This window comes from Arthrobacter sp. ISL-65 (genome assembly GCF_018613795.1).
Taxonomy (GTDB): domain Bacteria; phylum Actinomycetota; class Actinomycetes; order Actinomycetales; family Micrococcaceae; genus Arthrobacter.
The window spans coordinates 1-23,822 of the sequence record NZ_JAGGPN010000040.1 but is presented as its reverse complement, the minus strand read 5'-3'; the positions used below and the strand labels follow the sequence as shown (position 1 = coordinate 23,822).

The following is a 23,822-nucleotide window of genomic DNA, read 5'->3' as shown; positions in this document are numbered from 1 at the left end:
TATAAGCCACGGCAGCGAATTTCGTCGGACTTCTCCAGCGGTCGGTGAGGAACGCCGTGCCACCCACAAGCGGGTTCATTTCTTTTGGGGTCGGGAGCGGAAGTAGTTGTTGCGGCGTGGTTTTCGGTTGGGGTCGAGTTCTGGTGGGGGTTTGAACCGGGGCACCTCTGCGGTGACTTCGATGGTCCAGTGTTCCTTGTGGATGAGGTGGTGGTGATGGCTGCAGAGCAGGACGCCGTTGCCGGTGCTGGTGGGTCCGCCCCGGGACCAGTAGGTGATGTGGTGGGCTTCGCACCAGGGTGCGGGGATGGTGCAGCCGGGGAACGCGCAGCCTTGGTCGCGGGCGGTGATGGCTTTGCGGATGTGCGGCGGGAAGACCCGTGAGGCGCGGCCGATGTCCAGGATGCGGCCGTCGGTGCCGAGGACGACGGGGATGATGTCCGCGTCGCAGGCGATTTTGCGGATCGTGGCCGGGTAAACGGGCCCGGTGAAGGTGAACAGGGCGGTTCCGTCGTTGGTCCGGCCGGTGTAGGCCGGTTGCGTTCCCTGGGCGCCTTGGGCGTCTTGTCTTTGCTGGAGGTCGGCGAGGACGTCGCGGTAGTTGATGGTGGCCAGGATCTGGGGCCGGTGTCCGCCGTTGGCGGGCAGGGTGTCGGTGGTGAGCGCGGTTTGGCAGGCGCCGACGAACCCGTCGAGTCTCTTCTGACCCTGTGACCGGTGGTCCAGCGAGACCTCCGGGAGGCCCTCGGTGTCCCAGCCGGCCAGGCTGGCCGGTTCAGCGCACCCGTCACCACCGGTCCCGTCCGCACCGGTTCCGTCAGCCCCGGTCCCGTCACTGCCGGTCCCGTCTGCGGGTGTTGGGGTGCGGGGGTTGGTGGCGGTGTTCATGACGGTGGTGAGGGTTTCGAACTGCTCGGCGGTGGCGAAAATTTCCAGGTGCTGCAGGCCGTGTTTGGGCCGGCGGACGAAGGCACCCTGGATCTGCCGGAGGGCCGCTTCGGATGGTGCGGTCCCGTCCTGGTCGATCGCCTCAATCCAGTGTTTGGCGACCCGGGTGAGGAAGTCGGCGTCGCTTTCGACGGCGGTGCGGGTCAGGCCGTGTTCCATCTCGGCCGTGCGGGCTGGGGTGGTGAAATGCCGGGCCCGATCCAGGGCCAGGGTGATGGTGGTTGCGGCGCGGGAGCTGATCTGGGCGGTGCTGACCGCGGCGGCGAGTTCTTCATACCGGGGCGGGAGCTGCTGCCCGCCGAACCCGGCCCTGGGCAGGACGGCCTCGGCCAGTCCGATCCGGCGCCGGGCTTCGGCGGAGCTGATCCGCAGCCTAGCCTGCAGGAAATCGACGCCTGTTCCGGGACCGTCGTCCGCCGGCGAGGGGTCAGCAACGGGGATGGGGACGAGGGGTGATGCTGCGGCGGTGAGGGCTGCGGTGCGGACCGGTCCACCGCGCCCGCGGCCATCACCTGCAGGTGCTCCACCCTCCGGGAGAGCTCCTCGAGCCGGTCCGCGAAATCCGCGGCCTGGCCGAAACCTCACAACGCAGCGTCCCCGGCGGTGATTGCGTCCGCTGACAGCAGCGCCAGGGCCTGATCAACCACGTCTCCGTCGCGGACGCGGGCGTCGCCGTCAACAGGAAGGCTCTGAAGGGCGTTGGCGCCGACGGTAGCCAACCCACCGGCACCGGGCCGTCCGGCCCGGTCTGCGGTGAATCCCCCAATGGCTTCCATAGATCCAGTCTGGTGAGGGGGTCTGACATTATTAGCCCCTTCGGTGAGGGGCGGGCCCGCTGGGCTGCCGCCCTCGGGGGCGGCCCCGCGAAGCCAGCTACCGCCGTCGTTCCCCGAGACGGAAGCCAGCCCGCCGGCACCGGGCCCTAAGGCCCGGTCTGCCGTGAATCCCCCAATGGCTTCCATGGATCCAGTGTGATGAAGGGGGTCTGACACTAAGAAACTTCTGGCGAGGCCTGGCAGCAATAACCGGCGCCCGGCCCCTCGGATACTAGGCCAGCGTGATGAGGTCCAGGTAGTCCTCGTTCCAGAGGTCCTCAACGCCGTCGGGCAGCAGTACCACGCGCTCCGGGTTGAGGGCCTCGACGGCCCCCTCATCGTGGCTGACCAGGACGACGGCGCCCGTGTAGTTGCGCAGTGCGCCCAGGATTTCGGCGCGGCTGGCGGGGTCGAGGTTGTTGGTGGGCTCGTCCAGCAGGAGAACGTTCGCGCTGGAGGCCACAATGGTGGCCAGCGCCAGACGGGTCTTCTCGCCGCCGGAGAGCACGCCGGCCGGCTTGTCGACGTCGTCGCCGGAGAACAGGAACGAACCCAGGATGCCGCGGACCTCCGCATCCTTCATGTCGGGAGCGGACGAACGCATGTTCTCCAGGACGGTGCGGTCGACGTCGAGGGTTTCATGCTCCTGGGCGTAGTAGCCCACCTTGAGGCCGTGCCCGGGGACGATGTCGCCGGTGTCGGGGCGGTCCACCCCGGCGAGCATCCGCAGGAGGGTGGTCTTGCCGGCACCGTTGAGGCCGAGGATGACCACCTTGGAGCCGCGGTCGATGGCAAGGTCCACGTCAGTGAAGATTTCCAGCGAGCCGTATGACTTGCTGAGGCCCTCTGCCGTGAGCGGGGTCTTGCCGCAAGGGGACGGATCCGGGAAGCGGAGGGCGGCCACGCGGTCGTTTTCGCGCACTGCTTCGAGTCCGCTGAGCAGCCGCTCTGCGCGCTTGGCCATGTTCTGCGCGGCAACGGCCTTGGTGGCCTTGGCGCGCATCTTGTTGGCCTGGTCGAACAGGACCTGGGCCTTCTTTTCGGCGTTGGCGCGTTCCCGCTTGCGGGCGCGTTCGTCTGTTTCGCGCTGCGTCAGATAGCGCTTCCAGTCCATGTTGTAGAAATCGATTTGGGCACGGTTGGCGTCCAGGAGGAACACCTTGTTAACGGTGGCTTCGAGCAGCTCGGTGTCGTGGCTGATCACGATCAGTCCGCCCTGGTGGTTCTTGAGGAAGTCACGCAGCCACGCGATGGAATCGGCGTCGAGGTGGTTGGTGGGCTCATCGAGGAGCATGGTCTCGGCGTCCGAGTACAGGATCCTCGCGAGCTCCACGCGGCGCCGCTGACCGCCGGACAAGGTCTTGAGGGGCTGGTTCAGCAGACGGTCCGGCAGGGCGAGGTTCGAGCAGATGGCTGCGGCCTCGGCTTCAGCAGCATAACCGCCGGCGGCCAGGAACTCGGATTCGAGCCGGTCGTAGCGGTTCATCGCCTTGCGCTGGACAGTGGCGTCGTCGCTCGCCATCTCGTCGTGGGCCTGCTTTAGCTTTCCGACGACGATGTCCAGGCCGCGGGCGGACAGGATCCTGTCCCGTGCCAGCTGCTCCATGTCCGGCGTCCGGGGGTCCTGCGGCAGGTACCCGATCTCGCCGCTGCGGGTCACCTTGCCGGCGGCAGGCAGGCCCTCGCCTGCCAGGACGCGGGTCAATGTGGTCTTGCCGGCACCGTTACGGCCCACGAGGCCGATCTTGTCGCCCTTGTCGATCCGGAAGCTCACCTGGTCCATGAGCAGGCGCGCGCCGGCGCGCAGTTCAAGATCCTGAACGGTAATCACAGCAGGTAAGGCCTTTCACAACAGGGAATGCCGCAGCACGGCGGGTTGCACGCACGGCGCAAAGTCAGGAACGCCGGGGATGCCGGCCGTAGAACGGCCCTTTCAAGTCTACCGGCCGGTGCAACCCTGCCAGAACATGCCTTCCCCACCCCGGAAGAGCGCCTTCGCTGTCCGGAGGAGCGGTGTATTTGTACCTAGCACCAGACCCCGGGCAGTCGCTCTTGTAGAAGAACAACAAAATGCGGCTATTACCGGGCCAGTAACGTCGAGACGAGCTGATAATTGTTTGTACCCCCTCGACAGGACCTCCCATGACCCAGACCCATTCCGTCGGCACCCTGCAGCCGGCAAAGCGCCGCCGCTGGAACGCCACCGACCTCGGCCTCATCGCCGTCTTCGCCGCGCTCGTTGCGGCGTCAGCCCTGGTTGCGGCCATCCCGGTGGGCGGCCTCGGCGTGCCCATCACCCTCCAGACGCTTGCCGTCATGCTGACCGGGCTCGCCCTCGGCCCCGGCCGCGCGTTCGCCGCCGTCGGACTGTACACCCTGCTAGGGCTCGCCGGGCTCCCCATCTTCAGCGGCGGCCGCAGCGGCCTGGGCATCCTAGCCGGCCCCTCGGCCGGCTACATCATTGCGTTCCCCCTCGCCGCCGCGGCGGTGGGCTGGCTGGCCGCCGTCGTTATCCGCCGCACGGTGAAGTTCCGTGCCGTGCTGCTGTTTGTGTCCGCGATGGCCACCAGCATTGTGCTGGTCCACGGCCTCGGCATCGCCGGCATGATGGTCAATGCCAAGCTGGACTTTTCCAAGGCGTTCCTCGCCGACCTCCCCTTCTACCCCGGCGACATCATCAAAAACGTCCTCGCCGTGACGGTGGCCATCGCCCTGCACAAGGCCTTCCCCGACCTGCTGGTCCGCCGCGTCCGGCAGCTGCCGCAGAAGGCCGCAGCACTGAAGGCCGCGACGCCGGAAGCCACCGCGCCGGAAGCCTCCGCACAGCAGTGAGCATTATCTCCCTCAGGAACGCAGGGGTCAGTGTGGCCGTTGACGGCTTCCCTGACCCCAAGGTTCTGCTGCAGGACATTTCGCTGGAGCTCACCGAGGAACGGATCGGTGTCATTGGGGCCAACGGTTCCGGTAAATCGACGCTGCTCCGCCTGCTCAACGGCCTCGTGGCGCCTACGGAAGGGACAGTGACCGTCAACGGCGCCGACACGGTCCGGAACGTGCGGGCCGTGCGCCAGCAGGTGGGCTTTGTCTTCACCGATCCCCTCTCCCAGCTGGTCATGCCCACCGGGCGTGAGGACGTGGAGCTGTCACTTCGGCGTTCGGTGCGGCACGGAAAGGAGCGCCGGGAGCAGGCCGCCGCCGCGCTGGACCGCTTCGGGCTCCTGCCGCTGGCTGACCAGAGCATCTACGAACTCTCCGGCGGGGAACGGCAGCTCCTAGCCCTGGCGTCAGTGCTGGCGGTGGAGCCCGGAGTCCTCGTGCTGGACGAGCCCTCCACGCTCCTGGACCTCCGGAACCGCGAGCTGCTGCGCCGCACCCTGGCCGGCCTCAGCCAGCAGATCATCATGTCCACCCATGACCTGGAGCTGGCGCTGGACATGGACCGGGTTCTGGTGGTCGAGTCCGGACAGATAGCGTACGACGGCGGTGCTGCCGCCGCCGTCGAGCATTACCGCTCGCTGTCTGCCCGGAGCCTGTCAGGCGGGGACTTCCGGTGAGGGGCCACGGCTTCCTGCTCGCCAACTACGTGCCCGGCACGTCCCTGATCCACCGCATGCCGCTGTGGCTGAAGTTCCTGCTCGTCCTGGCCTGCGGAATGGCCTCGTTCCTGATCGTCGACTGGCGGCTGGCCGCCGCAGCCCTCGGCGTTCTGTGCGGACTGTTCCTGCTCAGTGGCGCCGGGCCCGTGCGCCTCTTCCGCGCAGTGCGGCCGCTGCTTCCCATTCTGCTGGTGATCGGCGCGTTCCAGTGGTGGCAGCTGGGCGGCCCTGTTGCCGCGCGGATTGTGCTGAACATCCTCCTGTGCGTCGTGGCGGCGTCCCTGCTGACGGCCACTACACCGCTGCACCGGCTGCTCGACGGCGTGGTTTCCCTGGCCCGCCCGTTCAGGCGCTTCGGCGCTGACCCCGAGCGGTTCGCCCTGACCATTGCCATCATGCTGCGGAGCATCCCGTTCATCGCCGGGGCCTTCTCGGATGTCCGGGATTCTGCGCGTGCCCGCGGCCTGGAACGCAATCCGCGCGCGCTGGTCCTGCCGGTGTTTATTACCACCGTTGCATATGCCCGCCACACGGGCGAGGCGCTGGCCGCCCGCGGGCTGGGCGAGCCGGAGGACTGAGGGCTGTAAGGGCAGGAACCTGCTCCGGGAAGGCAAGGCGCATGGGAGGTCCTCCTAGAAGGGGTACCGGCAGGGACTCCCACAGCGTTGTAAACGCTGGTTAGGTGGAACCGCACCCCCATCACCCGCCGTCGAACCGGCGGCAGCCCCTTACCCCTTGAACGGAGGCAGTGTGACTGTGACCGACGCACCGGTGACCACGCGCGAACAGGCAGTCGGACGGCCACTGGCAATTGTCCTTGGCCTGCTGACCATCTTCGGTCCGATTTCCATGGACCTGTACTTGCCCGTCCTGCCGGCCCTGACGGCGGAACTGCGGAGTTCCACGTCCACGGCGCAGCTGACCATCACGGCCTGCCTGCTCGGCCTGGCTATCGGCCAGGTCATTGCGGGTCCCCTGTCGGACCGTTTTGGCCGCCGGCTCCCCCTGCTGATCGGCGTCGCCGCCTACACAGTCACGTCCGTTCTCTGTGCCGTCAGCCCGACCGTTGACACGCTGATCGCGGCGAGGTTCGTCCAGGGCCTGGCCGGGGCCGTGGGCATCGTGATTGCGCAGGCAGCCGGACGGGATGTATACGAGGGTGCCAAGCTCCTGCGCTATTACGGCCGCCTGACGGTGCTCGGCGGCCTGGCAGCCATCGTTGGTCCGGTCATCGGCGGACAGCTCGCCACCGTCACAGACTGGCGCGGCGTCTTCCTGTTCCTCGCGGCCGTTGGCGTGGCGATCCTGATCGCCTGCCTCGTGATCTTCAAGGAGACACTTCCGGCCCAGCGGCGGGCAGCAGGGGGTTTTCCCATACCCTGCAGGACTTCCGTCGTCTGCTTGCGGACCGCGTATTCGTCGGCGCCGTGCTGATCACGGGCTTTACGTACTCGGCGATCTTCGCTTACCTCAGCGGCGCCACGTTCGTCCTGCAGGGCATTTACGGGCTTTCGCCGCAGGGCTACTCGTTTGCCTTCGGCCTGAATTCGCTGGGGTTCCTGATCTTTGGCTTCCTCGGCGGCCGGCTGGCCGAACGGTGGTCCGAGAAAGCCACGTTGGTGATCGGACTGGCGATGGCCACTGCAGGTTCCCTTGGGCTGCTCGTCACCGCGCTCCTGCACCTGCCCCTGATTGCCGTCATCCTGTCCCTCTTCACCATGGTGGGCGGCGTGGCAGCGGCCAGCCCGCCAGCGACGTCCCTCGCGCTGAAGGGCTACCCGGACATCGCCGGCACGGCGTCGTCCCTGCTTGGCCTGGCCAGGTTCGCCTTCGGCGGCGTGGCGGCGCCGCTGGTGGGTATCGGCGGGGCGGACAACGCCCTCCCGTTCGGTATCGTCACGGTGGTGTCCGTCGCGGCGGCAGCGGCATGCCTTGGGCTGATCAGGGCGCGCACGACTTAGGGAGCACACGACGGCGGGGTGAGCTTCCTCTTCTGGCGCTGGGTGCGGGCTCTGTGCCCGCGCTATGTTTCCGTATTGCGGCGTGCCCGTTCGAGGGCACGATAGACGGTGGAACGGCCAACAGAGAACAGCTCGGCGAGCTCATACATAGTGTGTTCTCCGGCCGCATGCAGTTTTAACCAGGTGTGCTTCCTGGGTGGGTGAGAGTTTGGGCTTTTCCCGCGCAACCGGCCCTTGGCCTTGGCAACCTTCATGCCTTCGCGGGTGCGGGCCCGGATGAGATCGCCTTCAAACTCAGCCACCATCGCCAGGACGTTGAACAGCAGCAATCTGATGTGCGTCCCTGACGGATCGTGCACGGAACCGCCGATACTAAGTTTTACTCCACGGGCGGCGAGGTCATCAGCAATCTGATGTGCGTCCCTGACGGATCGTGCAAGACGGTCCAGTTTGACCACCGCGAAGGTGTCGCCAGCGCGGCAGGCGGCCAGCGCTTTCCGGAGGCCGGGGCGGTTCAGATTGCTACCGGTGAGGCCATGATCCACATAGATTCGGTCCGGTTCAATACCCATGGCTGACAGGGCGTCCTGTTGAGCTGTGAGGTCTTGTTCGTCGGTGGACACTCTCGCGTAACCGACCACGAGTGCAGACATGTGCAGCAGTGTGTCATAGAGCTGTGTGTCGTAGAAGCGCCCGTCACCGGACAATTCACCGGACCGGCCTTACGGGGTGCCTCAAAGGCTTAGGTAACAACGACGCTGGTGAGATGATGTCCGGTGCTGGACCCTCCAACGGGACGTTATGCGGACCGCCCTCTTTCGGGACGGTGGTCCATCCTGAATTTGGCGGTCTAAAGTCAATTCGACGGGGGATCCTTTTTCTCTGTTTTTGGAGCCGACAAAACTTGAGCTAACGATTATAGGCTCCGAACAAAGTAGTTGGTTTATGCACCCATCGACTGGAAGAGCCCATGAAAGCTGAAGAGATTGTTTGGGCCTTGATGGCATTGTGCGGGGTCGCCCTCGCTATTTTCGCCGCCGACGGAGTGGTCAGATCTTAGGAGGCCTGCTCTCGCTCTAGTCGGAGTCATAGGCTTCGTTCGAGCCAGAAAGCGCCAGCGTATATAACCCCTACAGCGGAGGACCGGCAGGGGTTTCCACAACGGAGCCGATCGTGCGGCGGGGTAGCCCCAGCCCGGACGGATCATTAGCATGAGGCATGGTCGCGCCGTGTTTAGGTTCAAAGCTGATCAGGCACTTGCTGGTTGTCCTGCTCGGCTGTTCTCTCTTCGCTACGTCTTGCGCCGCACCGGGGCCTGGGGTCCCGGGCGGCCCGGCTGCCAACCCGCCTACGCGTGAACCGACTGCAAGCCCGCCTCTGCATGAACCTATGCCCGAACCGCCTAGTAACTCGGCGGCCAGTCTTGAAGCTTCGCCTGGAGATGGATCCGTAGCACATGCGGCCAGCACGCTCAGTCGGGAGCTGTCAGGGGATGCTCGGTTCGCCTCGGTCGAAGTGCTTCAGGGAACGCGGGTTATCGTTCATTGGCATGGCCCGGTGGATCCGAAGCTACGGGGGCTAGTAGCCCGGTTTCCAACCGTCAACATTTCCGTTGAGCCAGCGGCCTGTTCCCCCGGGAAACTTAGGGATCTTTCCGGTGAACTGTTGGCCTCAGATCCTGCCGTGAACATCACTTCGGTATCGCCTGATGGGTCGCACCTGACGCTCACGCTGGATGAATCAGTGAGGGCAACCTCGGACGTTGCAGACCTGGAGCGCAAGTACTCCGAGACAGTTGGCTGCCCGGTCAAGGTGGAGTTTGGGGACATCGCTCCCGCCAACGGTTGATCCGCCCCGCGATACTGGACGCCGTAAAGCACACGCCCCCGGCCGCGACGATCAACAACAGTTAGGACGGCGCCATTGGGGCCAAAGTTAGTAGCTGAGGTGTGGCGTAACGGAAATGGCGTTCTCGCCGAATCGTGGCAATTCTCGCCGCGTTTCGCACCCTGATTTCCTCACAGCTCTTCACGTCTAAGAGCCCGTAGCCGCCAAGACCAGTCAGGCGCCGGCGGCGACCACCGAAGGCAGCCACGGTTTTGGAGCGAGTCCCTGAGGGTTCCCCTTCCTGAAGGGGATCCTGGATGCAATGCCCCAATGACTTCCGTCGTGCAAGAATCGCCGCATGGTTGAGGATGAGCGACAGACAAGGCAAGAATTGATAGTCCTCGATGCCTTGGTACAGGCGATGGATCGGCGTGACGAGGTCTTCCAGATGATTGAGGATTCAGAAGACATGGACGAAGCCATCCGTAGGGTGGGTCACCTGTTGGGTGTGGGAAAGTTGGGCAGCCGGGCAGTCCTCGACCTGCAGGCTAGAAGATTCACCCGCGACCAGCGTCAGGCCATCGCTTCGCGTGCAGAAGAACTTAGATCAAAGTTGCCTGATGACCGCTGAGGACATCGTATTCTCCGTCGATTACTGGTTCCTCGATCGAACGCGTCCGGGCTGGTCCCGATAGAGGTGCTGCGGCTCAGCGATCCGACTTTTCCCAAGAAGTGGATCCCCTCGAACTCGAAGTGTCCCATCTAGCGTTCGGCATCTGGCGAGTCAGGGAAGCTTTTCAGCCGGCGCGAACGACAGGGCGGGATACTGGACCCATGGATATCGGACTGTACCGACTCACGGTTGCGCCTTCAGCCTCGAGCCGGGTTGAGCCCAAGGGCGATCAGCAATTTGACCGCCCCGACGCATTTCTTGACTTCCTCGTAAACGATCGGCCGATGCGGGATCTGCTGGATGTTCCAGAAGACTGGGAGCAGCCACTGGACGAAACCACAGCCTTGCGTGACGATTGGCGGCCAAAGGCAGTGGTGGACTATCTGGACCGCTTGTTGGGGGTTATACCGGGAGACTATGACGATGGCCGTGTTTCGATTTTGGTCTGTGCTGTCTGCGGCGACTTGTGGTGCGGGGCGCTCAGCATAGAACTGGCCCTGTCGCCGCAGACCGTGACCTGGCAGAAGATCGGCTGGCAGAGCGACCCCGACGACGTAGAGCCCCAGCTACTTACGGACCGGGCCTTCACCTTTGACCGGGACGAATACGAGGAACTTCTCCGCCGTTTGCGCGAGCACTACAAAAAGCAGGCTCTCATACCGCCACCGCTCAGGCTTCTACGCCGTGTGCTCGGCCCACGATCCACAACCAAATAGGGCAGCGCAACGGTCACAAGGAACCAGCCCTCGACGAGGACAGATGGTCCGTTCAGGGTTCATCCTGGGGTCGGAGCTCGAAGCTATTTGCCAGCTCGAGCCGGCGATCTAGTCTGTGTGCATGAGCGCCCCTGAGGAACCTGGCGAACCGCTGCAAAAGCTGCCAGCCGGGATGCCAAGAAGATACGCCGAGTACAGGCCAGCGACTTCCGATGCCTCAACACTCCCGATAACCAACGTCGGGGGATACGACGAACTCCTCTCCTTTTTCACGAAAGAGGCCAAGCATTGCCGCGCACAGGGCGGGGCCTCGCAGCCATTGACACTCTCCTTGACGACGATGTCGACAAGCATGCACTGGCAGGATTCGCCCGACCAATCGGCATGTTCTACGGCGATGTCTTAACACACACCATTCCTGGCGCCCACTGGGAGGTGATCGAGGAGGCGTACCCGCGGGTCTGCATCACCAGGACCGCCGCCGTTGATGTAATAGGGGTCGCCATGCGACGTCTTGAGGTCGCAGACCCAACACTGGAACAAAACTACGCTCATGTCCTAGAAAGGCTCGGGCTCGAGACGTGACGAAATACCCGTCCGCACAGGGTTCGGCCTTTGGGCTTTCTGCAGCGCTCCGGCCTATACCCAACGACGGTCCGGGCATTATGGTCGGAGCAGTCAACATGGGGATGTGCGAAAAAATGACTAGCCCAAACCAGGTAGAGGCACCGTCGGACATTCGTAAGGGCGCGGGCCTTTCCATAATCGCCGCTTTGCTCGGGCCTCCACTCGTTATTTTCCTGGCGGGGTTTTTGACGATCCAGCTGGAGTTGTCACAGGTCGGGGCTCCCCTTCTGGATCTCAATATGCGGCCAGTCCCCGTGACCGGAGAATGGGTGCCGTACGTGATGCGAGCCGGGCTCGTCCTGCTCGCCTTCGCCGCAGTTCTCGGATATCGCTCCCTGTCTCGCACTTGGGCGGGCAGGGTCATAACTCTGCTGGTCCTCGTCACGGCCGCGTTCGTTGGTGCCTACACATTGCGCCCTGTCCCTGCAGATGGCGAGCCGCACCCCATCGCACTGGCCAGCTTCATGTATGGCGCAGTATCACCGTTTACCCTCGCACTGATCGGAGCAGTTATCGCCGACATGGTTTTCGCCCGGCGGAGAAGACGAGCGAACCTGCAATAGAAATCGACGCATTTCAGTAGCCGTCACCGTTGTACCGGTCATGGTTCCCCACCGGGCAACAGTGGGGATGAGGCTCTCACCCCTAAATTCTGGTCAGAGCCTTCTGGTCTAACTGGCAATAGTCTCCCCACCGGCCCCTGCCGATCAATCACCGAGAAAGGCAATTGAGTTAGGCTCACGACATGGAGCCCCCGCCGTTCGCCGAAGAACCGATCCCTGGAATTTGTCTGCGCGGGGCTGCTTCTACAAGTCTGGTTGCTCGAACTAGCGGAGATGTCCGCGTCCGGCCTGACAGATAGGGGATCCGTTATGGACTTGTTTGAAACGATCATGTTTCCGTTCAAATGGTTTGTCTCCATCATCATGGTGGGCTTCCACGAGGGCATGAGTTCGATTGGAATGCCGCCAGCTAGCGGCTGGACGTGGACTCTTTCCATCATCGGCCTGGTACTGGTGATCCGTGCTGCACTGATCCCGGTCTTCGTCAAGCAGATCAAGGCGCAGCGCGGAATGCAGCTGCTGCAGCCTGACCTGAAGAACATGCAGGACAAGTACAAAGGCAAAACCGACCAGCTCTCCCGCCAGGCCATGGCGCAGGAGCAGATGGCCATGTACAAGAAGCACGGCACCAACCCGTTCTCGGCCTGCCTGCCCATGCTGATCCAGATGCCGTTCTTCTTCGCACTGTTCCAGGTGCTGTCCGGCATCACCCACGCGAAGAACCAGGGCGAAGGCATCGGTGCGATGAGCCACGACCAGGTCCTTCAGTTCGACCAGTCAAGCATCTTCAGCGCTCCGTTGTCTGAAGCCCTGTTAAACAACCCCGGCGGCAACATTGCTGTCATCGTCCTCACCGTCGTGATGATCCTGGCCATGACGGCCTCGCAGTTCATCACGCAGAAGCAGATCATGGCGAAGAATATGTCCGAAGAGGCCATGGCCAGCCCGTTCATGCGCCAGCAGAAGATGATGCTCTACATCCTGCCGCTGGTCTTCGGTGTCGGCGGCATCAACTTCCCCATCGGTGTGCTGATCTACTGGACCACCACCAACCTCTGGACCATGGGCCAGCAGTTCTTCGTCATCCGCCGCATGCCGACCCCGGGATCTCCCGCTGCGAAGGCCCTCGCCGAACGCCGCGCCGCCAAAGGACTACCCGCACTGCCGATCCTCGGAGGAAAACGCGAAGAAGCAGACGCCGCTGCCGCCGTCATCCAGGCCAAGGGCCAACGAATCCAGCCGCAACGCAAGGGTAGGAAGAAGAAATAACGGTCCGGTCCTGCGACGGCCATATCCTGCTCCGCGGCATCGTGCCCTGCTGTCATCGGAGTCGGCGAACAAGTTCGTTGCGATCCGCTTCCGGCCGGTGGTTACAGCAGAACTTACGACCGGTCCACGAAGCCGTCTCGGTAAAGGTTCCCGCTAACGGGACAAGTTATTGGTCAAGCAAACTCTCAGTAGTCCCCCGGAAATAGTGCCTCCGCCGCCTGCCGCGAGGATGCTGGTCGCCAGCTCAGCGGCCGGCGCGCATCCGATCACGTGCGCAACTCACAACGGCGGACAAGTCGAGCCCGTAGGTCGGCCCTTCGCCGGAACCGTACTCCTCGAGTCGGGCCGCACCGCGCTCGAAGAGCCGGAGCGCGCCAACGCTGTTGCCCCGGGCGGCGTGGGTGAGCCCGACGCAGATCTGGGCGAGTCCTTGCCAAAGGTTGCGTTCTTCGGTCGGCCCAGCTTTCCAGCGGGCCTCGAGTACCTCATGGGCGGCGAAGGGGCGGCCAGCTTCCACCAGACTCCGGGCCGAGACCAACGTCTGGGCCGGCGGCAGCGGCTCCTCCGAGACCGGCTCGACGCCAGCGCTTCCGTACGGCAGCGGCCGCCCAAGAGCGTCACGTGGCCGGGCCTGCCGCGGGCGCCTTGAAGCATCCCGATCCCTGTCACGGGTCATTGCGGTTTCCGCCCTGAGCATCCGTGGACCTTACAAGCCTTCATACGCTCAATGCTAAGGCCCGGCCCTCGAACATCCGTTCCGCCGCAAAGGATGCCGTCGGGGCGGCGGCCGCGAGAGAAGAAACGATCACCTCTGGTCGCGTCGCAGGGGGTGATCCTTCGGAACCTCGACGAGCACGATGCGCACTCCGTCGGGGTCCGCGATCCACATCTCCACCAGCCCCACGGCTCCTGCTGCGGCTTGCGGATCACCGGTACCCCGGCCCCCAGCAGCCGATCGTGCTCGAGCTGCACGTCGCGGACCTGAATCCAGATCGCCACGGCACTCCCGTGCGGATCAGTCGATCGTCCACTGACCTCGAGAAAACCGTTTCCCAGGAAGAAGACCAGACCCGGCGCCTTACGACTCCCGAACTCTCGGTAGATGGCCAAGCCCAACGTGTCCCGATAAAACCGGTGGCTCCGCTCGGGTTCGGACGGATGAAGCAGGATGCGGCTCCCAAGGACTTCCATGTTCTCCATCCTGCCCTCGAGCCATGCACTTCGCTCGCCGCGTGCTTGTGAATTCTTGGTGTTGTTCAAGGGTCCCGTTGGGCGGCGAGCTGTCGTATCGATGGGGGCACCACCGTTGACACCGAATCTGCTGCACCGACCGTTCCCCAGACGGACCGGCTAGCGGGACGATTGGCGGTCAACCCTCTTTCGGGAAATTTTGAATACGCTCGGGATGCTTGGGGTCCTTCCCGCGCTCCCGCCAGTATTCATCTCGTTGCCACAACGAAAACCGTGTCACCTTGATGCCCATCACAACGACCGCAGCACCAATGAGGATGAGCTTTGTCCAATGCCACGCTTCAGTGTCTATTGGCAAGAAATTCAGGACGGTCATGATCAACAGGCAGGCCCATATCCAGTAAACGAGGCGCCGGAGTCTGCGCTTTACCTCAGGACTTGCTCCATAGGACGCCAACCCGTCATTTTAGATGATTCAGACGGCATGAATGAACTGAACCACGACCTGCGAGAATCCGGTAGGTTCCTCGTTACAGACGAATGATGGGCTAGACCTCGGAAAAAACCCCAGTAGGGGTTGCTCAAATGGTGAGACGGCGGTTTCCTTGCCTATGTTCCGGGAGCTTCCCATGGGTCGGGTGACCAGTAGGCACCTGCCATATTGAATTCGGACCTTCCGAACCTCCCTAGCGCAATTTCGAGCTCTTCCCACGTCTCGGCGGACACCTGACCAACGGCGGACCGAAGAAACGACTCGATCCTGTGTCGGTCGAACTCGGCGACAACCACTTGCCCGTGCCCGGAGATGCACGACTGGAAGTTCAGCCGCTGCGTCAGTTCCTCTATCGTTGTCACGGCTACCTCGAACCGCAGCACCGCGGCGTACCCGGGTGAAGTCACGTGCATTTCCAAGAGAGTCGGGAAGTCGGGTGCGACGTTGTCATCCACTACGTCCGTCCACTGGAAATGTTTTACTTCCGCGAACATGCCTTTAAAACCCCTGTCCAAATTTGGTTGCATATGCGGATCGTAGCTGACGAGACCATCCGCGCCTTAAACCCGCCTCACTGCTGCTGTCTGCAGGCACGTATGCCCATTGTCACAAGCAGCGAGATCGCGTCCCGGCCAAGGCGGGCGCCTCATTTGGAACCTTGCCATCAGGGGTAGAAGGGCCAAATCTTGCCACGGGATGTAGTGAGGTTCAACATTGGCCTGCGTCTAAATAGAGTTTTCGAGAGAATCAGTTGGGATATGCCACTACATACGAAGCGGATTTCTCGAAGCGCCTCAGCAGAAAATTCACCAATTTCATCTTCCACGACCGTCATGACGTTGGTGAATACAAACTTCTCGTCGTAGATGATCTGGAAAAGATCGCCACGGATTCGTATGCAAAAGATTTTGCCTTCGGCGCAGGCTGTCAGCAGGCTCACCGTCGGATCTTCCCTCGTGACTTCATACGAAGCCCCTTGGAGCTCAGCCAAGGCCGTTCTGCGCAAAACTTCAGCGACGGATTCGACGTAATCTTCAGCATCCATATACATGACCCCATCAGCTTAGACCGAGGGTCCTTTACGCCGAACGGCGGGTCATCGGTACCTGCCAAGCATCAGGCACCCGCGGCTGAGTTCCTTCCCACCCTTGGTGGTCCCCCTAGAGGTTCCACGATCAGGACGCTCAAGCCGAGGTGTTGTGTCTTTTACCCGCTACGTCTAACCCTGTTCTGAATCGCCGCTGCTAACTGGCACGGGCCCCTGTGCTGCAAGGCCATCCTTGGAGTTATCGTTGGCTGCAGTGAGACCGGCCGGCAGATAGTTTTCAGGGTTCACAGGTTGGACTGCGCGTTCATCGATGACGTAAACGGGTTCCTTGCCAACAACTCGAGCGCCGCTGCTTCCAACAAAGAGTCCCGACCTTTCCGGGATACCCAAGACCGGTTTGTTCTGCCGCCTATGCCACATCTTCGCTGTTGCTTCCTCGTGTGCTGTGTAGTGAGGGAGCACAGTGACCCCTGAGACGAGACGTAGGCCCGTGAACTGCTCGAGTTGCGTGTTGTTGTCGTCGTGAGTGGCGGCGATTTCGATACTGTCGGAGGCGAGGATGGCCCCTGCACTTCCGCCGTACAAGGAGCCCCCCTCTGCTACAAACCTCCGTATCGGATCAATGAAGGCATGCGAGGCAACGTGGGCCAGAAGGTGGAATGTGTTGCCTCCACCGATGAACAGTAGGTCGAAATCGAGGAGTTCGTCAGGGGCGTGACCGTCCAGGTCGGTCCAAGTGGTTAGCTGATGATCGGGCCAGTGCTGTGCCAGATTTCCTCTGAGCCAGGCGTCCGCGCCGTTCAGCATTTCCCGTCCAGTGCGAATGGCCAGTAGAGAATATTCGCGTTGAGTCGAAACATCTCCGCCCAAAGCAGGTGTTCGTCATCAGGCGAGCCTCCGCCGCCCAGGTAGATGGTTCCACGCATGGCTTATTGTTTCTACGGCGCTCCGATACTGCAAGTCAGTGGCGGCTGGAGTGTTGGCGCGATCGAGCGAAAATAACCGCACATGGGGAACCCTGAGAGAGACGTTTCGAAGAAGCGCCGACGGCAATAACATGTTAGTTGAAATGCAAGCCGTCGTAGCTGACTTTCTAGCCGTTTAGGGATCCGAACTGTCACTAATCCAGGGCAGTGGCTGCTCTGCGTCCCCCAAGGTCATTGGTTCAGCCTATCGTCGCGAGGAGGCCGGACGTTCAACGCGTCTCGCGACCCGTGCTGTTACGCGGCCACGAGCTCCAGCTCGAAGCCGTCCGAATTCTCCAGGTAGGCGGCGTAATGCTCGGGTCCGCCTGCATGTGGATACTTCTCTGGGGACAACTGTGTCCAGCCGTACTCAGCACTCTGGCCGGCCAGTGCGTCCACACGCAGCCGGCTCCGCACGACAAACGCCGGGTGATTCAAACCGGGCGCCGTCCGTTGATGCTGCCGGCCGCTCAAATCCGGCGATTCTTCCAGAACTATGTAAGTTGAGCTTTTCAGCCAACTGATTCCATGCGGCCAGCTCTGATAGGTCGCGTACCCCAAGGTCGACAAGATCCAGCCCCACTCAGTCGTGGCTCTCTTGAGATCCGGCACCCACAGCTCGATATGGTGCAAGGCACCTTCTGAGTCGTTGTTCACTGTGCGAGTCTTTCACGCAGGTGGGATCTGCACCGTTGCCTCGATCTGCACCTTCGCGCCCAAGGGCAGGGCAGCCGCTTGGACAGTGGTCCTGGCCGGAAAGGGCGGGGCCAGTCTCCGGGCGTAAACGGTGTTGATGGCGTCGAAGTCCTGATAGTCAATGAGGTAGAGGGTGGTGCGAATGATGTCGCCCATAGCCAACCCCATCTCATCAAGGAGCGTCTGCAGATTAGTCAGCATCGCCTCGCATTGGGCGGTGACATCACTGGAGACCAGAGCACCGCTTGAAGGGTCCTGGCCGATGATGCCCGCCGAATAGCCGGTGTTGCCCTGCTGCACGAAGTGCGAGAACGGGGCGGTGGACTGATAAAGCTGGCTGCTGAAGTGGTGACTGATCACTTTCTCAGACTGCTTGGTCAAGGCTCGCTCCTTCCCGTGCAATGGCCAGGGGTGCACGCTGCAGGCGGGCCAGGGCGGTGGCAGTTTCGCTTCCTGGTTCCGCTGTATAGGTGAGGACGCGGTGACCGGAATCGTCTGGCATGGTCAGGACCTCGAACCCCAGCTCCACAGTGCCAAGCTGGGGGTGGTCGAGTGTTTTGTGCCCGGACATGCAGTTCTCGACCGGGTGTTCTGCCCACATCGTGGCGAACTCGGGGCTTTTGAGGGTCAGTTCCCCGACGAGCGCTGCCAGCTCGGTGTCGTCGGCGAACCGTCCGGAGAGTAGGCGCAGGGACGCCACTGCACGGCCGGCTTCGGTGCGCCAGTGCGGGTACAGGGCGCGTGTCGCCTCGTCCAGGAAGAGCATCCGGGTCATGTTCGGGCGGTGCGACGGTGTGTCCGGGGCGTCGAAGGCCAGGTGGGAAGCGACGAGCCGGTGCCCGGTCTGGTTCCAGGCGAGGACTTCGGTGCGTTTGCCCAGCACCACCGACGGGACGCAGCCCATGGAGTCGACTAGGCGCTTTGTTCCGGGCCGGACCTGATCCGGTCTGCTCCGCATGGTCTTGGTTGTGCGGCGTTTTGCACCAGACAGATCCACGAGGTGTTTTCTTTCGACGTCGGTCAGTGCCAGGGCACGGGCCAGTGAGTCGATGACGGCGTCGGAGGCGTTGACGTGCTGTCCCTGTTCGAGCCGGGCGTAGTAGGTCACGCTCATTCCGGCCAGCATGGCGACTTCTTCCCGGCGCAGCCCGGGTACCCGTCGGGTGCCGTAGTCCATCAGCCCGACGTCGGCCGGGGTCAGCGTGGCCCGTCGTTTGCGGAGGAAGTCGCCCATGGCTGCTGGTTGGTTCATACCCGTGAGTATCCACGAAGATTCTCAAAGGTGGGTAGCACTGCCAGTGCTACCCACAACACGGCGTGGCAGTTCCTGTCACGGCTCGGCAGGGTGGAGAGGAAAACCCGCCCACACACAGTGATTGGATGCCCTCCGCGATGACAGCACACGACACCACACCCCTCCCCGAACTGACAGCACCACCGGAATCGCCGATCCAGCCAGTTCCTGCCAGAATGACCGCCCGGCAGCGGCTGGTCATGGCCTTGCTGCTGAGCGCGAGTTTCACCCTCGCGGTGGACTTCTCCATCCTGAACGTCGCACTGCCCCGGATCGGGGCCGATGTCGGGTTCTCCCTGGAGCACCTGCAATGGATCGCCACGTCCTTCGCGCTGTGTGCGGCAGGGTTCACCCTGTTCTTCGGCCGGGTCGCTGACCTGTTCGGCCGCAAACGCCTCTTCATCACCGGCATGGCCCTGCTGGGTATCGGCTCCCTCGTCGGCGGGCTCGCGACCGGTCCCGGGCTGCTGCTTGCCGCCCGCGTCGCCCAGGGCATCGCCACGGCAGCCGTCACCCCGGCCGCGCTGTCACTGCTCACCACGTCGTTCCCGGAAGGGCCCTTGCGGGACAAGGCACTGGGCCTGAACGGTTCCTTGATGGCTGCCGGGTTCACCGCCGGCGCGATCCTCGGCGGGCTCCTGACTGACCTCCTGTCGTGGCGGTGGGCGTTCTTCATCAACATCCCGGTCGCCGTGTTTGTCTTGATCCTCGCCCCGAAACTCCTCACCGAATCTGCCCGCGGAAGCCGGACGAAACTCGACGTGCCCGGCGCTGTCACTGTGACTTTGGCGTTGCTGCTGCTCGTCTTCGGCCTGACCACCGCCGGCGAAAAGGGCTGGGTTGATCCGCTGGCCTGGGGACCCCTCGCAGCAGGGGCCGTGCTGTTCGTCGTGTTTTTCTTCATCGAAAAGAACACCGCCCATGCTCTGGTGCCTGTGACCATCCTGCGGCGGAACAACATCGTCTGGGGCAACATCGCCGGGATCGTGGCATTCGCCACCGAAACCTCGCTCGTGTTCGTCCTGACCCTCTACCTCCAGCAGGTCCTCGGCTACACACCCCTGGGGGCGGGCCTGGCGTTCGCCGTCCTCGGCATCGGCACCGTTGTTGGCGGGATCGTCGCCCCGAAACTGATCGGCCGCTTCGGGCCCAAAAACACCATCATCGGCGGTCTCACCGTCCAGGCCGCCGCCACCGCCTCCCTGCTGTTCATTAACATCAGCCCAGCATCACTTGCCATCGTGCTCATCGCGACCTTCATCGGAGGTGTAGCCAACCTCGCCGCCATCGTCGGGTTCATGGTCACCGCCACCACAGGGCTGCCCGACAACGAACAGGGCCTCGCCACCGGCCTGACCACCATGAGCCAGCAAATCGGCATCACCATGGGCATCCCCATCATGAGCACCATCGTCGCCGCCATCCTGCACCACCAATCCACCCCGCACTCCCCCGACCGGGTCCTTGACGGGGTGCTGCCCGCCATCGGAACCAACGCCGCCCTCTGCCTCGCCGCAGCCCTGATCATGGTCTTCGCGCTGCCACGTAAGTCTGTGGCGGCATGAGCAGGTAGGGGTTCCCCTTTCAGGGCCCTCGACCGCTGTACGTCTCGCCTTTGGCGTTGATGCCCCATTCTGTTCGTTCCTGGTTGGCATATTTCCACCTCGGAAACCGTCTTGGCGGGTGGCTCTCGGCCCACTCATGCACAGTCTCTTCAACACGCTGAGCTTGCGTGATCCCACAGCTCCGCCGCCAGTTGATTCGTGGAGCAACGAGCTGACCGCCCGGGCATGTGCAACCTCGATTGTGAATTCAGCGTCAGTTACGGTGAGTTCCGCGAATTGTTGCAGGCGTGCCGGCAATTCGATGGCCGGATCCGCAGTCCCCGTCAGCTCGGGAGTGCAACAGACGGTGAACGCGTCCCACGCGATCGGACCGCGAAAACCTTTAGGGTCAACTGCAATCCAGGGACGGCGAGAGGCTGCCGGACGTTCTTCTCGTGCAGATCTCCGTGGATCAACGGCCTGGTAACGTCCTGCCCGACTGCTCGGATCCTGTCCCGCGCCCGCCTGATGGTCCGCTGCGGCACGAGCTCGGGCGCATTGGCAAGCTGCTGATCGAGCTGGAGCTCCATCCCGCGGCCGCGGTATCGGCCAGGACCGGAGCGTCAGCAGGAGCAGCGACTGCGAGTTCCCCTGCGATACTCGCGGCCACCTCCAACCATTCGTCGATATTGAGGACGGTGTCAGGGCTTACATCTCTCGCGCGTTCCAACAACAGCGCGTACCGGTTGGGTTCTTCAGCGTAGACACGAACACACGCGAGACCGGAGAAGACCCGGAGCGCCCAGACCAACCTGCCCGTGCCGGGTTTCTCCGTCCCGACGCAACAGCCATAGCTCAAGCAACCCATCCACAATCGATGGCAGCTCATCAATCCACGCTGCAGCTCGCGCGCCCTCTCGAATAATCGTGGTCTGGGCGAATGCTTCTGGAACTCCAATCATCATGACCAGAGCAACCTCCTACGATCTGGCTGCCAGGAACTGGCAACAGCGCGATGCGTTTGAACCACTCTGACAGTAGCAATTCGGGACGCCACCCAGACGGAACGGCCGCGCTGCCAGGAGCGACAGCCGGTCAGCGCTCAGCTGCCAAGAGCGTGTCCGCTGCGTTCCGGACTGCTGCCGCCCGCAGGTTGTAGGTGGCAGTGATAATTTCCTGCACGATCTGGGGGTCTGCCTTTGCCGGCGATCCGTGATCAAACGGAGGTTCAGGATCGTACTCGATGGCCAACTGTATGTTGCGTGCTATCTCATCCCCGTAAACCTCCGCGGCGAGGACTAAAGCAAAGTCGATCCCCGACGTGACACCGGCACCGGTGATCCTGTTCCTGTCCCGAACCACCCGGTTGCTGACCGGGACCGCACCGAACTCTTCGAGCATCTGCAGCGAAGCCCAGTGGCTGGTGGCCCGGTATCCCGTCAGAAGCCCTGCCGCCGCGAGAGCGAACGAACCGGTGCAAACAGAAGTGATCCAACGTGCCGTCGCCGCCTGCCGACGCAGGAAGTCCAATGCCGTCTGATCGGTGAACAGGTCGAAAGTCCCGGCGCCTCCCGGGACGAAAAGCACGTCGGCCGCTGGCCAGTTTTCCAAGGTAGTCGTGGGAACGATGCACCAACCGGCGTCTGTGGGCACCGGATCGAGGCTGTGCCAGGCAAGATGAACACGGGCGTTCGGAAACCTCGAGAAAACCTGCGCCGGCCCGGTGAAATCGAGCTGTGTGACATTGGGGAACATCAGCACAACGACGCTTAAAGGATCCAGGTTCATTCCTTCAGCCTAAGGTGCGCACTGGCTCGAACAGCATGAACCCGCCGACAGCCCAGGACCTCAACAGGATCCGTGAACGGAGCCTATGGCCTGAGGCCAAGCGGGACGCCCTCTGCCCAAGAGAGCCTGGCGAGGCCGTTTCGTCGACGGCGTGCGGCGTGCAGTGAGTGCTGAGTTAGGGGGCAACGAGAGGTCGAAAGGCAGGTGGCCACTACCCATCCCTGCGAGGCATGAGCGGTCGCAGGGAGCGAATCGCCTCCGGGTGGGATTTTTCCCGCTAAGGGTTCCCCAGGCGGACCGGCCGTGAAGGACACTTCTTGGCACTAGAGTTCGGTCCATGATCGTTTGGCTCAACGGCACCCACGGGGTGGGAAAGACGACGACGAGCGCGCTCGTGCAGCAATTGCTGCCCCACGCGCGCCTCCTCGACGCTGAGAAGGTCGGGGAGGTTCTCATGGACATCAAGCCGGGACTTCCTGCAACGGACAACTTCCAGCACTGGGAGCCGTGGCGAAGGCTCGTTGTCGAGACCGCACGGCGCGTGCTCGAGTTCACCGGAGGCACACTCGTGATGCCGATGACTGTCTTGGTCGAAAGCTACTGGCGGGAGATCAGCGATGGTCTTACCGAGCACGGCATACCGATCCAGCACTTCGTGCTCCACGCCGACCAGGCCATGCTCCGCGACCGCATACAGAACGACAAAGTCCTCGGCCCCTCGACGTTCCGCTTCGCGTACTTGGAGCCATACGCCGAGGCAGCTCGTACTTGGCTGCACAATGAAGCCGAGGTCATCGACACCACACACATCACAGCGGACCAAGCCGCGCAGCAGATTGCGGATTCGGTGCTTGGTCGCTGAGAGCACGGAACGTCCTCTTGAGAAACGCCGCATGCGCACTCCTGGGTTCCTGTCCCGCAGTGTGTTCCCCCAAACGGTCGATAGCTACACTGGCGAAAGGTCGGGACTCCATCCTTTCCGTACGGAGCCTCTGCTTGGCGTGATGGTCAACTGGCCCTCGGTGTGGCCTGACCGATGACTTTTCCGCGCCGCGCTGGTCTGTACAACGAATACCGACTCACGGGAGACTGACGCCATGCGCAAACTGACCTTCGGAATGAACCTGAGCCTGGACGGCTACATCGCCGCGCCCGGCGACGACCTCGGCTGGAGCGTACCGAGCGACGAGCTGTTCCAATGGTGGTCCGACCGCGTGGGGGCTACGGGCCTGGCGCTGTACGGGCGCAAACTGTGGGAGACGATGAGCTCCCACTGGCCGACCGCCGACCAGCAGCCTGGCGCCACACCGGCGCAGATCCAGTTCGCCCGCCGCTGGCGGGACATGCCGAAGGTGGTGTTCTCCTCGACGACCAGCACGGTCGACTGGAATACCCGCCTGGTCACCAGCGACGCGGTCACCGAGATCACCCGGCTCAAGGCCGACGACGGCGGCCCCATGGACATCGGCGGTGCCACACTCGCCGCGGCGGCCATGCGGGCCGGGCTGATCGACGAGTACGCGATCGTCACCCATCCGGTCCTGGTGGGCGGCGGCACGCCGTTCTTCACAGCCCTGGACAACTGGGTGAACCTGAGCCTGGTGGAGACCCGGACGTTTCCCGACGGAGTGGTCCTTACCAGGTACGAGACCAGGCGCTGAGTGCCCGACGTCGAATCAGCGCGGGCTTCGGGCCACAAAGGATCTCGTGGCGCTGTGTTCCGATGCGATCGTGACGTTCCTGCCGGATCCTGTTCTTCCCGCAAACGATCCGTCCGGATAGGGATTCTTGGGTTCTTGTGGTGATTG

General features: G+C 63.0%; 28 protein-coding genes. 14 read left to right on the top strand and 14 right to left on the bottom strand.

The window, feature by feature from the left end; genetic code table 11:
* Positions 1–75 precede the first annotated feature (75 nt).
* The 3 genes from J7I85_RS17660 to J7I85_RS17655 all read right to left on the bottom strand — a co-directional run bounded on the left by J7I85_RS17660 (position 76) and on the right by J7I85_RS17655 (position 3,594).
* The gene (locus J7I85_RS17660) at positions 76–1,533 is read right to left on the bottom strand and encodes a DUF222 domain-containing protein (RefSeq protein ID WP_308159537.1); all 1,458 of its coding nucleotides are present in this window, start codon (positions 1,531–1,533) and stop codon (positions 76–78) included.
* Positions 1,530–1,724: a hypothetical protein gene (locus J7I85_RS25150; RefSeq protein WP_251024510.1), complete on the bottom strand. Its 195-nt coding sequence runs from the start codon at positions 1,722–1,724 to the stop codon at positions 1,530–1,532. The genes J7I85_RS17660 and J7I85_RS25150 overlap by 4 nt, the downstream gene beginning before the upstream one ends.
* Positions 1,725–1,995: 271 nt before the next feature.
* A complete protein-coding gene (locus J7I85_RS17655; RefSeq protein WP_214854214.1) occupies positions 1,996–3,594 on the bottom strand; it encodes an ABC-F family ATP-binding cassette domain-containing protein in 1,599 nt (532 codons plus the stop codon).
* 311 nt (positions 3,595–3,905) lie between these two features.
* Here J7I85_RS17655 and J7I85_RS17650 point away from each other — a divergent pair, with 311 nt between their 5' ends.
* The 5 genes from J7I85_RS17650 (at position 3,906) to J7I85_RS25975 (ending at position 7,320) form a co-directional block, all read left to right on the top strand.
* A complete protein-coding gene (locus tag J7I85_RS17650; RefSeq protein ID WP_214854212.1) occupies positions 3,906–4,595 on the top strand; it encodes a biotin transporter BioY in 690 nt (229 codons plus the stop codon).
* Positions 4,592–5,317, top strand: coding sequence for an energy-coupling factor ABC transporter ATP-binding protein (locus tag J7I85_RS17645; RefSeq protein ID WP_214854210.1), 726 nt, complete (start codon positions 4,592–4,594; stop codon positions 5,315–5,317). The genes J7I85_RS17650 and J7I85_RS17645 overlap by 4 nt, the downstream gene beginning before the upstream one ends.
* Entirely contained in the window at positions 5,314–5,937 is a 624-nt protein-coding gene (locus J7I85_RS17640) for an energy-coupling factor transporter transmembrane protein EcfT (protein ID WP_214854208.1), read from the top strand. The genes J7I85_RS17645 and J7I85_RS17640 overlap by 4 nt, the downstream gene beginning before the upstream one ends.
* Positions 5,938–6,109: 172 nt before the next feature.
* Positions 6,110–6,793, top strand: coding sequence for an MFS transporter (locus J7I85_RS25980; protein WP_374102490.1), 684 nt, complete (start codon positions 6,110–6,112; stop codon positions 6,791–6,793).
* Positions 6,787–7,320, top strand: coding sequence for an MFS transporter (locus J7I85_RS25975; protein WP_374102489.1), 534 nt, complete (start codon positions 6,787–6,789; stop codon positions 7,318–7,320). The genes J7I85_RS25980 and J7I85_RS25975 overlap by 7 nt, the downstream gene beginning before the upstream one ends.
* 62 nt (positions 7,321–7,382) lie before the next feature.
* On the opposite strand, the gene J7I85_RS17630 is transcribed toward J7I85_RS25975, so the two are convergent.
* Positions 7,383–7,973 (bottom strand): recombinase family protein, encoded by a 591-nt coding sequence (locus J7I85_RS17630; RefSeq protein ID WP_214854206.1) that lies wholly within the window; start codon positions 7,971–7,973, stop codon positions 7,383–7,385.
* 1,030 nt (positions 7,974–9,003) lie between these two features.
* Here J7I85_RS17630 and J7I85_RS17625 point away from each other — a divergent pair.
* The 6 genes from J7I85_RS17625 to yidC all read left to right on the top strand — a co-directional run bounded on the left by J7I85_RS17625 (position 9,004) and on the right by yidC (position 12,995).
* On the top strand, positions 9,004–9,168 hold the full coding sequence (locus tag J7I85_RS17625) for a hypothetical protein (RefSeq protein ID WP_214854204.1): 165 nt from the start codon (positions 9,004–9,006) through the stop codon (positions 9,166–9,168).
* Between the two features lie 337 nt (positions 9,169–9,505).
* Complete coding sequence (locus J7I85_RS17620; RefSeq protein WP_214854202.1) at positions 9,506–9,778, top strand: DNA gyrase subunit A; 273 nt, start codon at positions 9,506–9,508, stop codon at positions 9,776–9,778.
* A gap of 203 nt (positions 9,779–9,981) precedes the next feature.
* Positions 9,982–10,536 (top strand): hypothetical protein, encoded by a 555-nt coding sequence (locus J7I85_RS17615; protein WP_214854200.1) that lies wholly within the window; start codon positions 9,982–9,984, stop codon positions 10,534–10,536.
* A 183-nt stretch (positions 10,537–10,719) separates the two neighbouring features.
* On the top strand, positions 10,720–11,121 hold the full coding sequence (locus tag J7I85_RS25970) for a DUF6278 family protein (protein WP_374102494.1): 402 nt from the start codon (positions 10,720–10,722) through the stop codon (positions 11,119–11,121).
* A 116-nt stretch (positions 11,122–11,237) separates the two neighbouring features.
* Positions 11,238–11,726, top strand: a complete 489-nt coding sequence (locus J7I85_RS17610; protein ID WP_214854198.1) for a hypothetical protein — start codon at positions 11,238–11,240, stop codon at positions 11,724–11,726.
* A gap of 309 nt (positions 11,727–12,035) precedes the next feature.
* Positions 12,036–12,995 (top strand): membrane protein insertase YidC, encoded by a 960-nt coding sequence (gene yidC / locus J7I85_RS17605; RefSeq protein WP_214854196.1) that lies wholly within the window; start codon positions 12,036–12,038, stop codon positions 12,993–12,995.
* Between the two features lie 244 nt (positions 12,996–13,239).
* On the opposite strand, the gene J7I85_RS17600 is transcribed toward yidC, so the two are convergent.
* From J7I85_RS17600 to J7I85_RS17565, 9 genes are all read right to left on the bottom strand, one after another.
* Positions 13,240–13,671 carry a DUF309 domain-containing protein gene (locus J7I85_RS17600; RefSeq protein WP_214854194.1) on the bottom strand — a complete coding sequence of 144 codons (432 nt, stop codon included), beginning with the start codon at positions 13,669–13,671 and terminating at the stop codon, positions 13,240–13,242.
* Positions 13,668–14,186 carry a VOC family protein gene (locus tag J7I85_RS25965; protein WP_374102493.1) on the bottom strand — a complete coding sequence of 173 codons (519 nt, stop codon included), beginning with the start codon at positions 14,184–14,186 and terminating at the stop codon, positions 13,668–13,670. The genes J7I85_RS17600 and J7I85_RS25965 overlap by 4 nt, the downstream gene beginning before the upstream one ends.
* Before the next feature lie 178 nt (positions 14,187–14,364).
* Positions 14,365–14,562 (bottom strand): hypothetical protein, encoded by a 198-nt coding sequence (locus J7I85_RS17595; RefSeq protein ID WP_251024509.1) that lies wholly within the window; start codon positions 14,560–14,562, stop codon positions 14,365–14,367.
* A gap of 233 nt (positions 14,563–14,795) precedes the next feature.
* Positions 14,796–15,173 (bottom strand): Imm8 family immunity protein, encoded by a 378-nt coding sequence (locus J7I85_RS17590; protein WP_214854188.1) that lies wholly within the window; start codon positions 15,171–15,173, stop codon positions 14,796–14,798.
* A gap of 170 nt (positions 15,174–15,343) precedes the next feature.
* Complete coding sequence (locus J7I85_RS17585) at positions 15,344–15,724, bottom strand: hypothetical protein (protein ID WP_214854185.1); 381 nt, start codon at positions 15,722–15,724, stop codon at positions 15,344–15,346.
* Positions 15,725–15,898: 174 nt separating this feature from the next.
* Entirely contained in the window at positions 15,899–16,534 is a 636-nt protein-coding gene (locus J7I85_RS17580; RefSeq protein WP_214854182.1) for a Type 1 glutamine amidotransferase-like domain-containing protein, read from the bottom strand.
* A gap of 413 nt (positions 16,535–16,947) precedes the next feature.
* Positions 16,948–17,349, bottom strand: a complete 402-nt coding sequence (locus J7I85_RS17575) for a VOC family protein (protein ID WP_214854178.1) — start codon at positions 17,347–17,349, stop codon at positions 16,948–16,950.
* A gap of 12 nt (positions 17,350–17,361) precedes the next feature.
* Positions 17,362–17,769, bottom strand: a complete 408-nt coding sequence (locus J7I85_RS17570) for a RidA family protein (protein ID WP_214854176.1) — start codon at positions 17,767–17,769, stop codon at positions 17,362–17,364.
* The gene (locus tag J7I85_RS17565; protein ID WP_214854174.1) at positions 17,753–18,640 is read right to left on the bottom strand and encodes a helix-turn-helix transcriptional regulator; all 888 of its coding nucleotides are present in this window, start codon (positions 18,638–18,640) and stop codon (positions 17,753–17,755) included. Before J7I85_RS17565 ends, J7I85_RS17570 begins: the two co-directional genes overlap by 17 nt.
* A 128-nt stretch (positions 18,641–18,768) precedes the next feature.
* Here J7I85_RS17565 and J7I85_RS17560 point away from each other — a divergent pair, with 128 nt between their 5' ends.
* Entirely contained in the window at positions 18,769–20,247 is a 1,479-nt protein-coding gene (locus tag J7I85_RS17560) for an MFS transporter (RefSeq protein WP_308159536.1), read from the top strand.
* 1,074 nt (positions 20,248–21,321) lie between these two features.
* Here the strand turns inward: J7I85_RS17560 and J7I85_RS17555 are convergent.
* Positions 21,322–22,014 carry a DJ-1/PfpI family protein gene (locus tag J7I85_RS17555; protein WP_214854172.1) on the bottom strand — a complete coding sequence of 231 codons (693 nt, stop codon included), beginning with the start codon at positions 22,012–22,014 and terminating at the stop codon, positions 21,322–21,324.
* 337 nt (positions 22,015–22,351) lie between these two features.
* On the opposite strand from J7I85_RS17555, the gene J7I85_RS17550 reads away from it, so the two are divergent.
* Positions 22,352–22,876, top strand: coding sequence for an AAA family ATPase (locus tag J7I85_RS17550; RefSeq protein WP_214854170.1), 525 nt, complete (start codon positions 22,352–22,354; stop codon positions 22,874–22,876).
* 235 nt (positions 22,877–23,111) lie between these two features.
* A complete protein-coding gene (locus J7I85_RS17545; RefSeq protein WP_214854168.1) occupies positions 23,112–23,675 on the top strand; it encodes a dihydrofolate reductase family protein in 564 nt (187 codons plus the stop codon).
* Positions 23,676–23,822 lie beyond the last annotated feature (147 nt).

Bases quoted from the DNA above. Each gene is read 5' to 3' on its own strand.
- J7I85_RS17650 (WP_214854212.1), top strand. From the start codon at position 3,906: ATGACCCAGACCCATTCCGTCGGCACCCTGCAGCCGGCAAAGCGCCGC.
- J7I85_RS17545 (WP_214854168.1), top strand. From the start codon at position 23,112: ATGCGCAAACTGACCTTCGGAATGAACCTGAGCCTGGACGGCTACATC.
- J7I85_RS17595 (WP_251024509.1), bottom strand. From the start codon at position 14,562: ATGACCGTCCTGAATTTCTTGCCAATAGACACTGAAGCGTGGCATTGG.
- J7I85_RS17585 (WP_214854185.1), bottom strand. From the start codon at position 15,724: ATGGATGCTGAAGATTACGTCGAATCCGTCGCTGAAGTTTTGCGCAGA.
- J7I85_RS17555 (WP_214854172.1), bottom strand. From the start codon at position 22,014: ATGAACCTGGATCCTTTAAGCGTCGTTGTGCTGATGTTCCCCAATGTC.
- yidC (WP_214854196.1), top strand. From the start codon at position 12,036: ATGGACTTGTTTGAAACGATCATGTTTCCGTTCAAATGGTTTGTCTCC.
- J7I85_RS17610 (WP_214854198.1), top strand. From the start codon at position 11,238: ATGACTAGCCCAAACCAGGTAGAGGCACCGTCGGACATTCGTAAGGGC.
- J7I85_RS17615 (WP_214854200.1), top strand. From the start codon at position 9,982: ATGGATATCGGACTGTACCGACTCACGGTTGCGCCTTCAGCCTCGAGC.
- J7I85_RS25150 (WP_251024510.1), bottom strand. From the start codon at position 1,724: ATGGAAGCCATTGGGGGATTCACCGCAGACCGGGCCGGACGGCCCGGT.
- J7I85_RS17620 (WP_214854202.1), top strand. From the start codon at position 9,506: ATGGTTGAGGATGAGCGACAGACAAGGCAAGAATTGATAGTCCTCGAT.
- J7I85_RS17560 (WP_308159536.1), top strand. From the start codon at position 18,769: ATGCCCTCCGCGATGACAGCACACGACACCACACCCCTCCCCGAACTG.
- J7I85_RS17590 (WP_214854188.1), bottom strand. From the start codon at position 15,173: ATGTTCGCGGAAGTAAAACATTTCCAGTGGACGGACGTAGTGGATGAC.
- J7I85_RS17565 (WP_214854174.1), bottom strand. From the start codon at position 18,640: ATGAACCAACCAGCAGCCATGGGCGACTTCCTCCGCAAACGACGGGCC.
- J7I85_RS17630 (WP_214854206.1), bottom strand. From the start codon at position 7,973: ATGTCTGCACTCGTGGTCGGTTACGCGAGAGTGTCCACCGACGAACAA.
- J7I85_RS25965 (WP_374102493.1), bottom strand. From the start codon at position 14,186: ATGGAAGTCCTTGGGAGCCGCATCCTGCTTCATCCGTCCGAACCCGAG.
- J7I85_RS17600 (WP_214854194.1), bottom strand. From the start codon at position 13,671: ATGACCCGTGACAGGGATCGGGATGCTTCAAGGCGCCCGCGGCAGGCC.
- J7I85_RS17550 (WP_214854170.1), top strand. From the start codon at position 22,352: ATGATCGTTTGGCTCAACGGCACCCACGGGGTGGGAAAGACGACGACG.
- J7I85_RS17580 (WP_214854182.1), bottom strand. From the start codon at position 16,534: ATGCTGAACGGCGCGGACGCCTGGCTCAGAGGAAATCTGGCACAGCAC.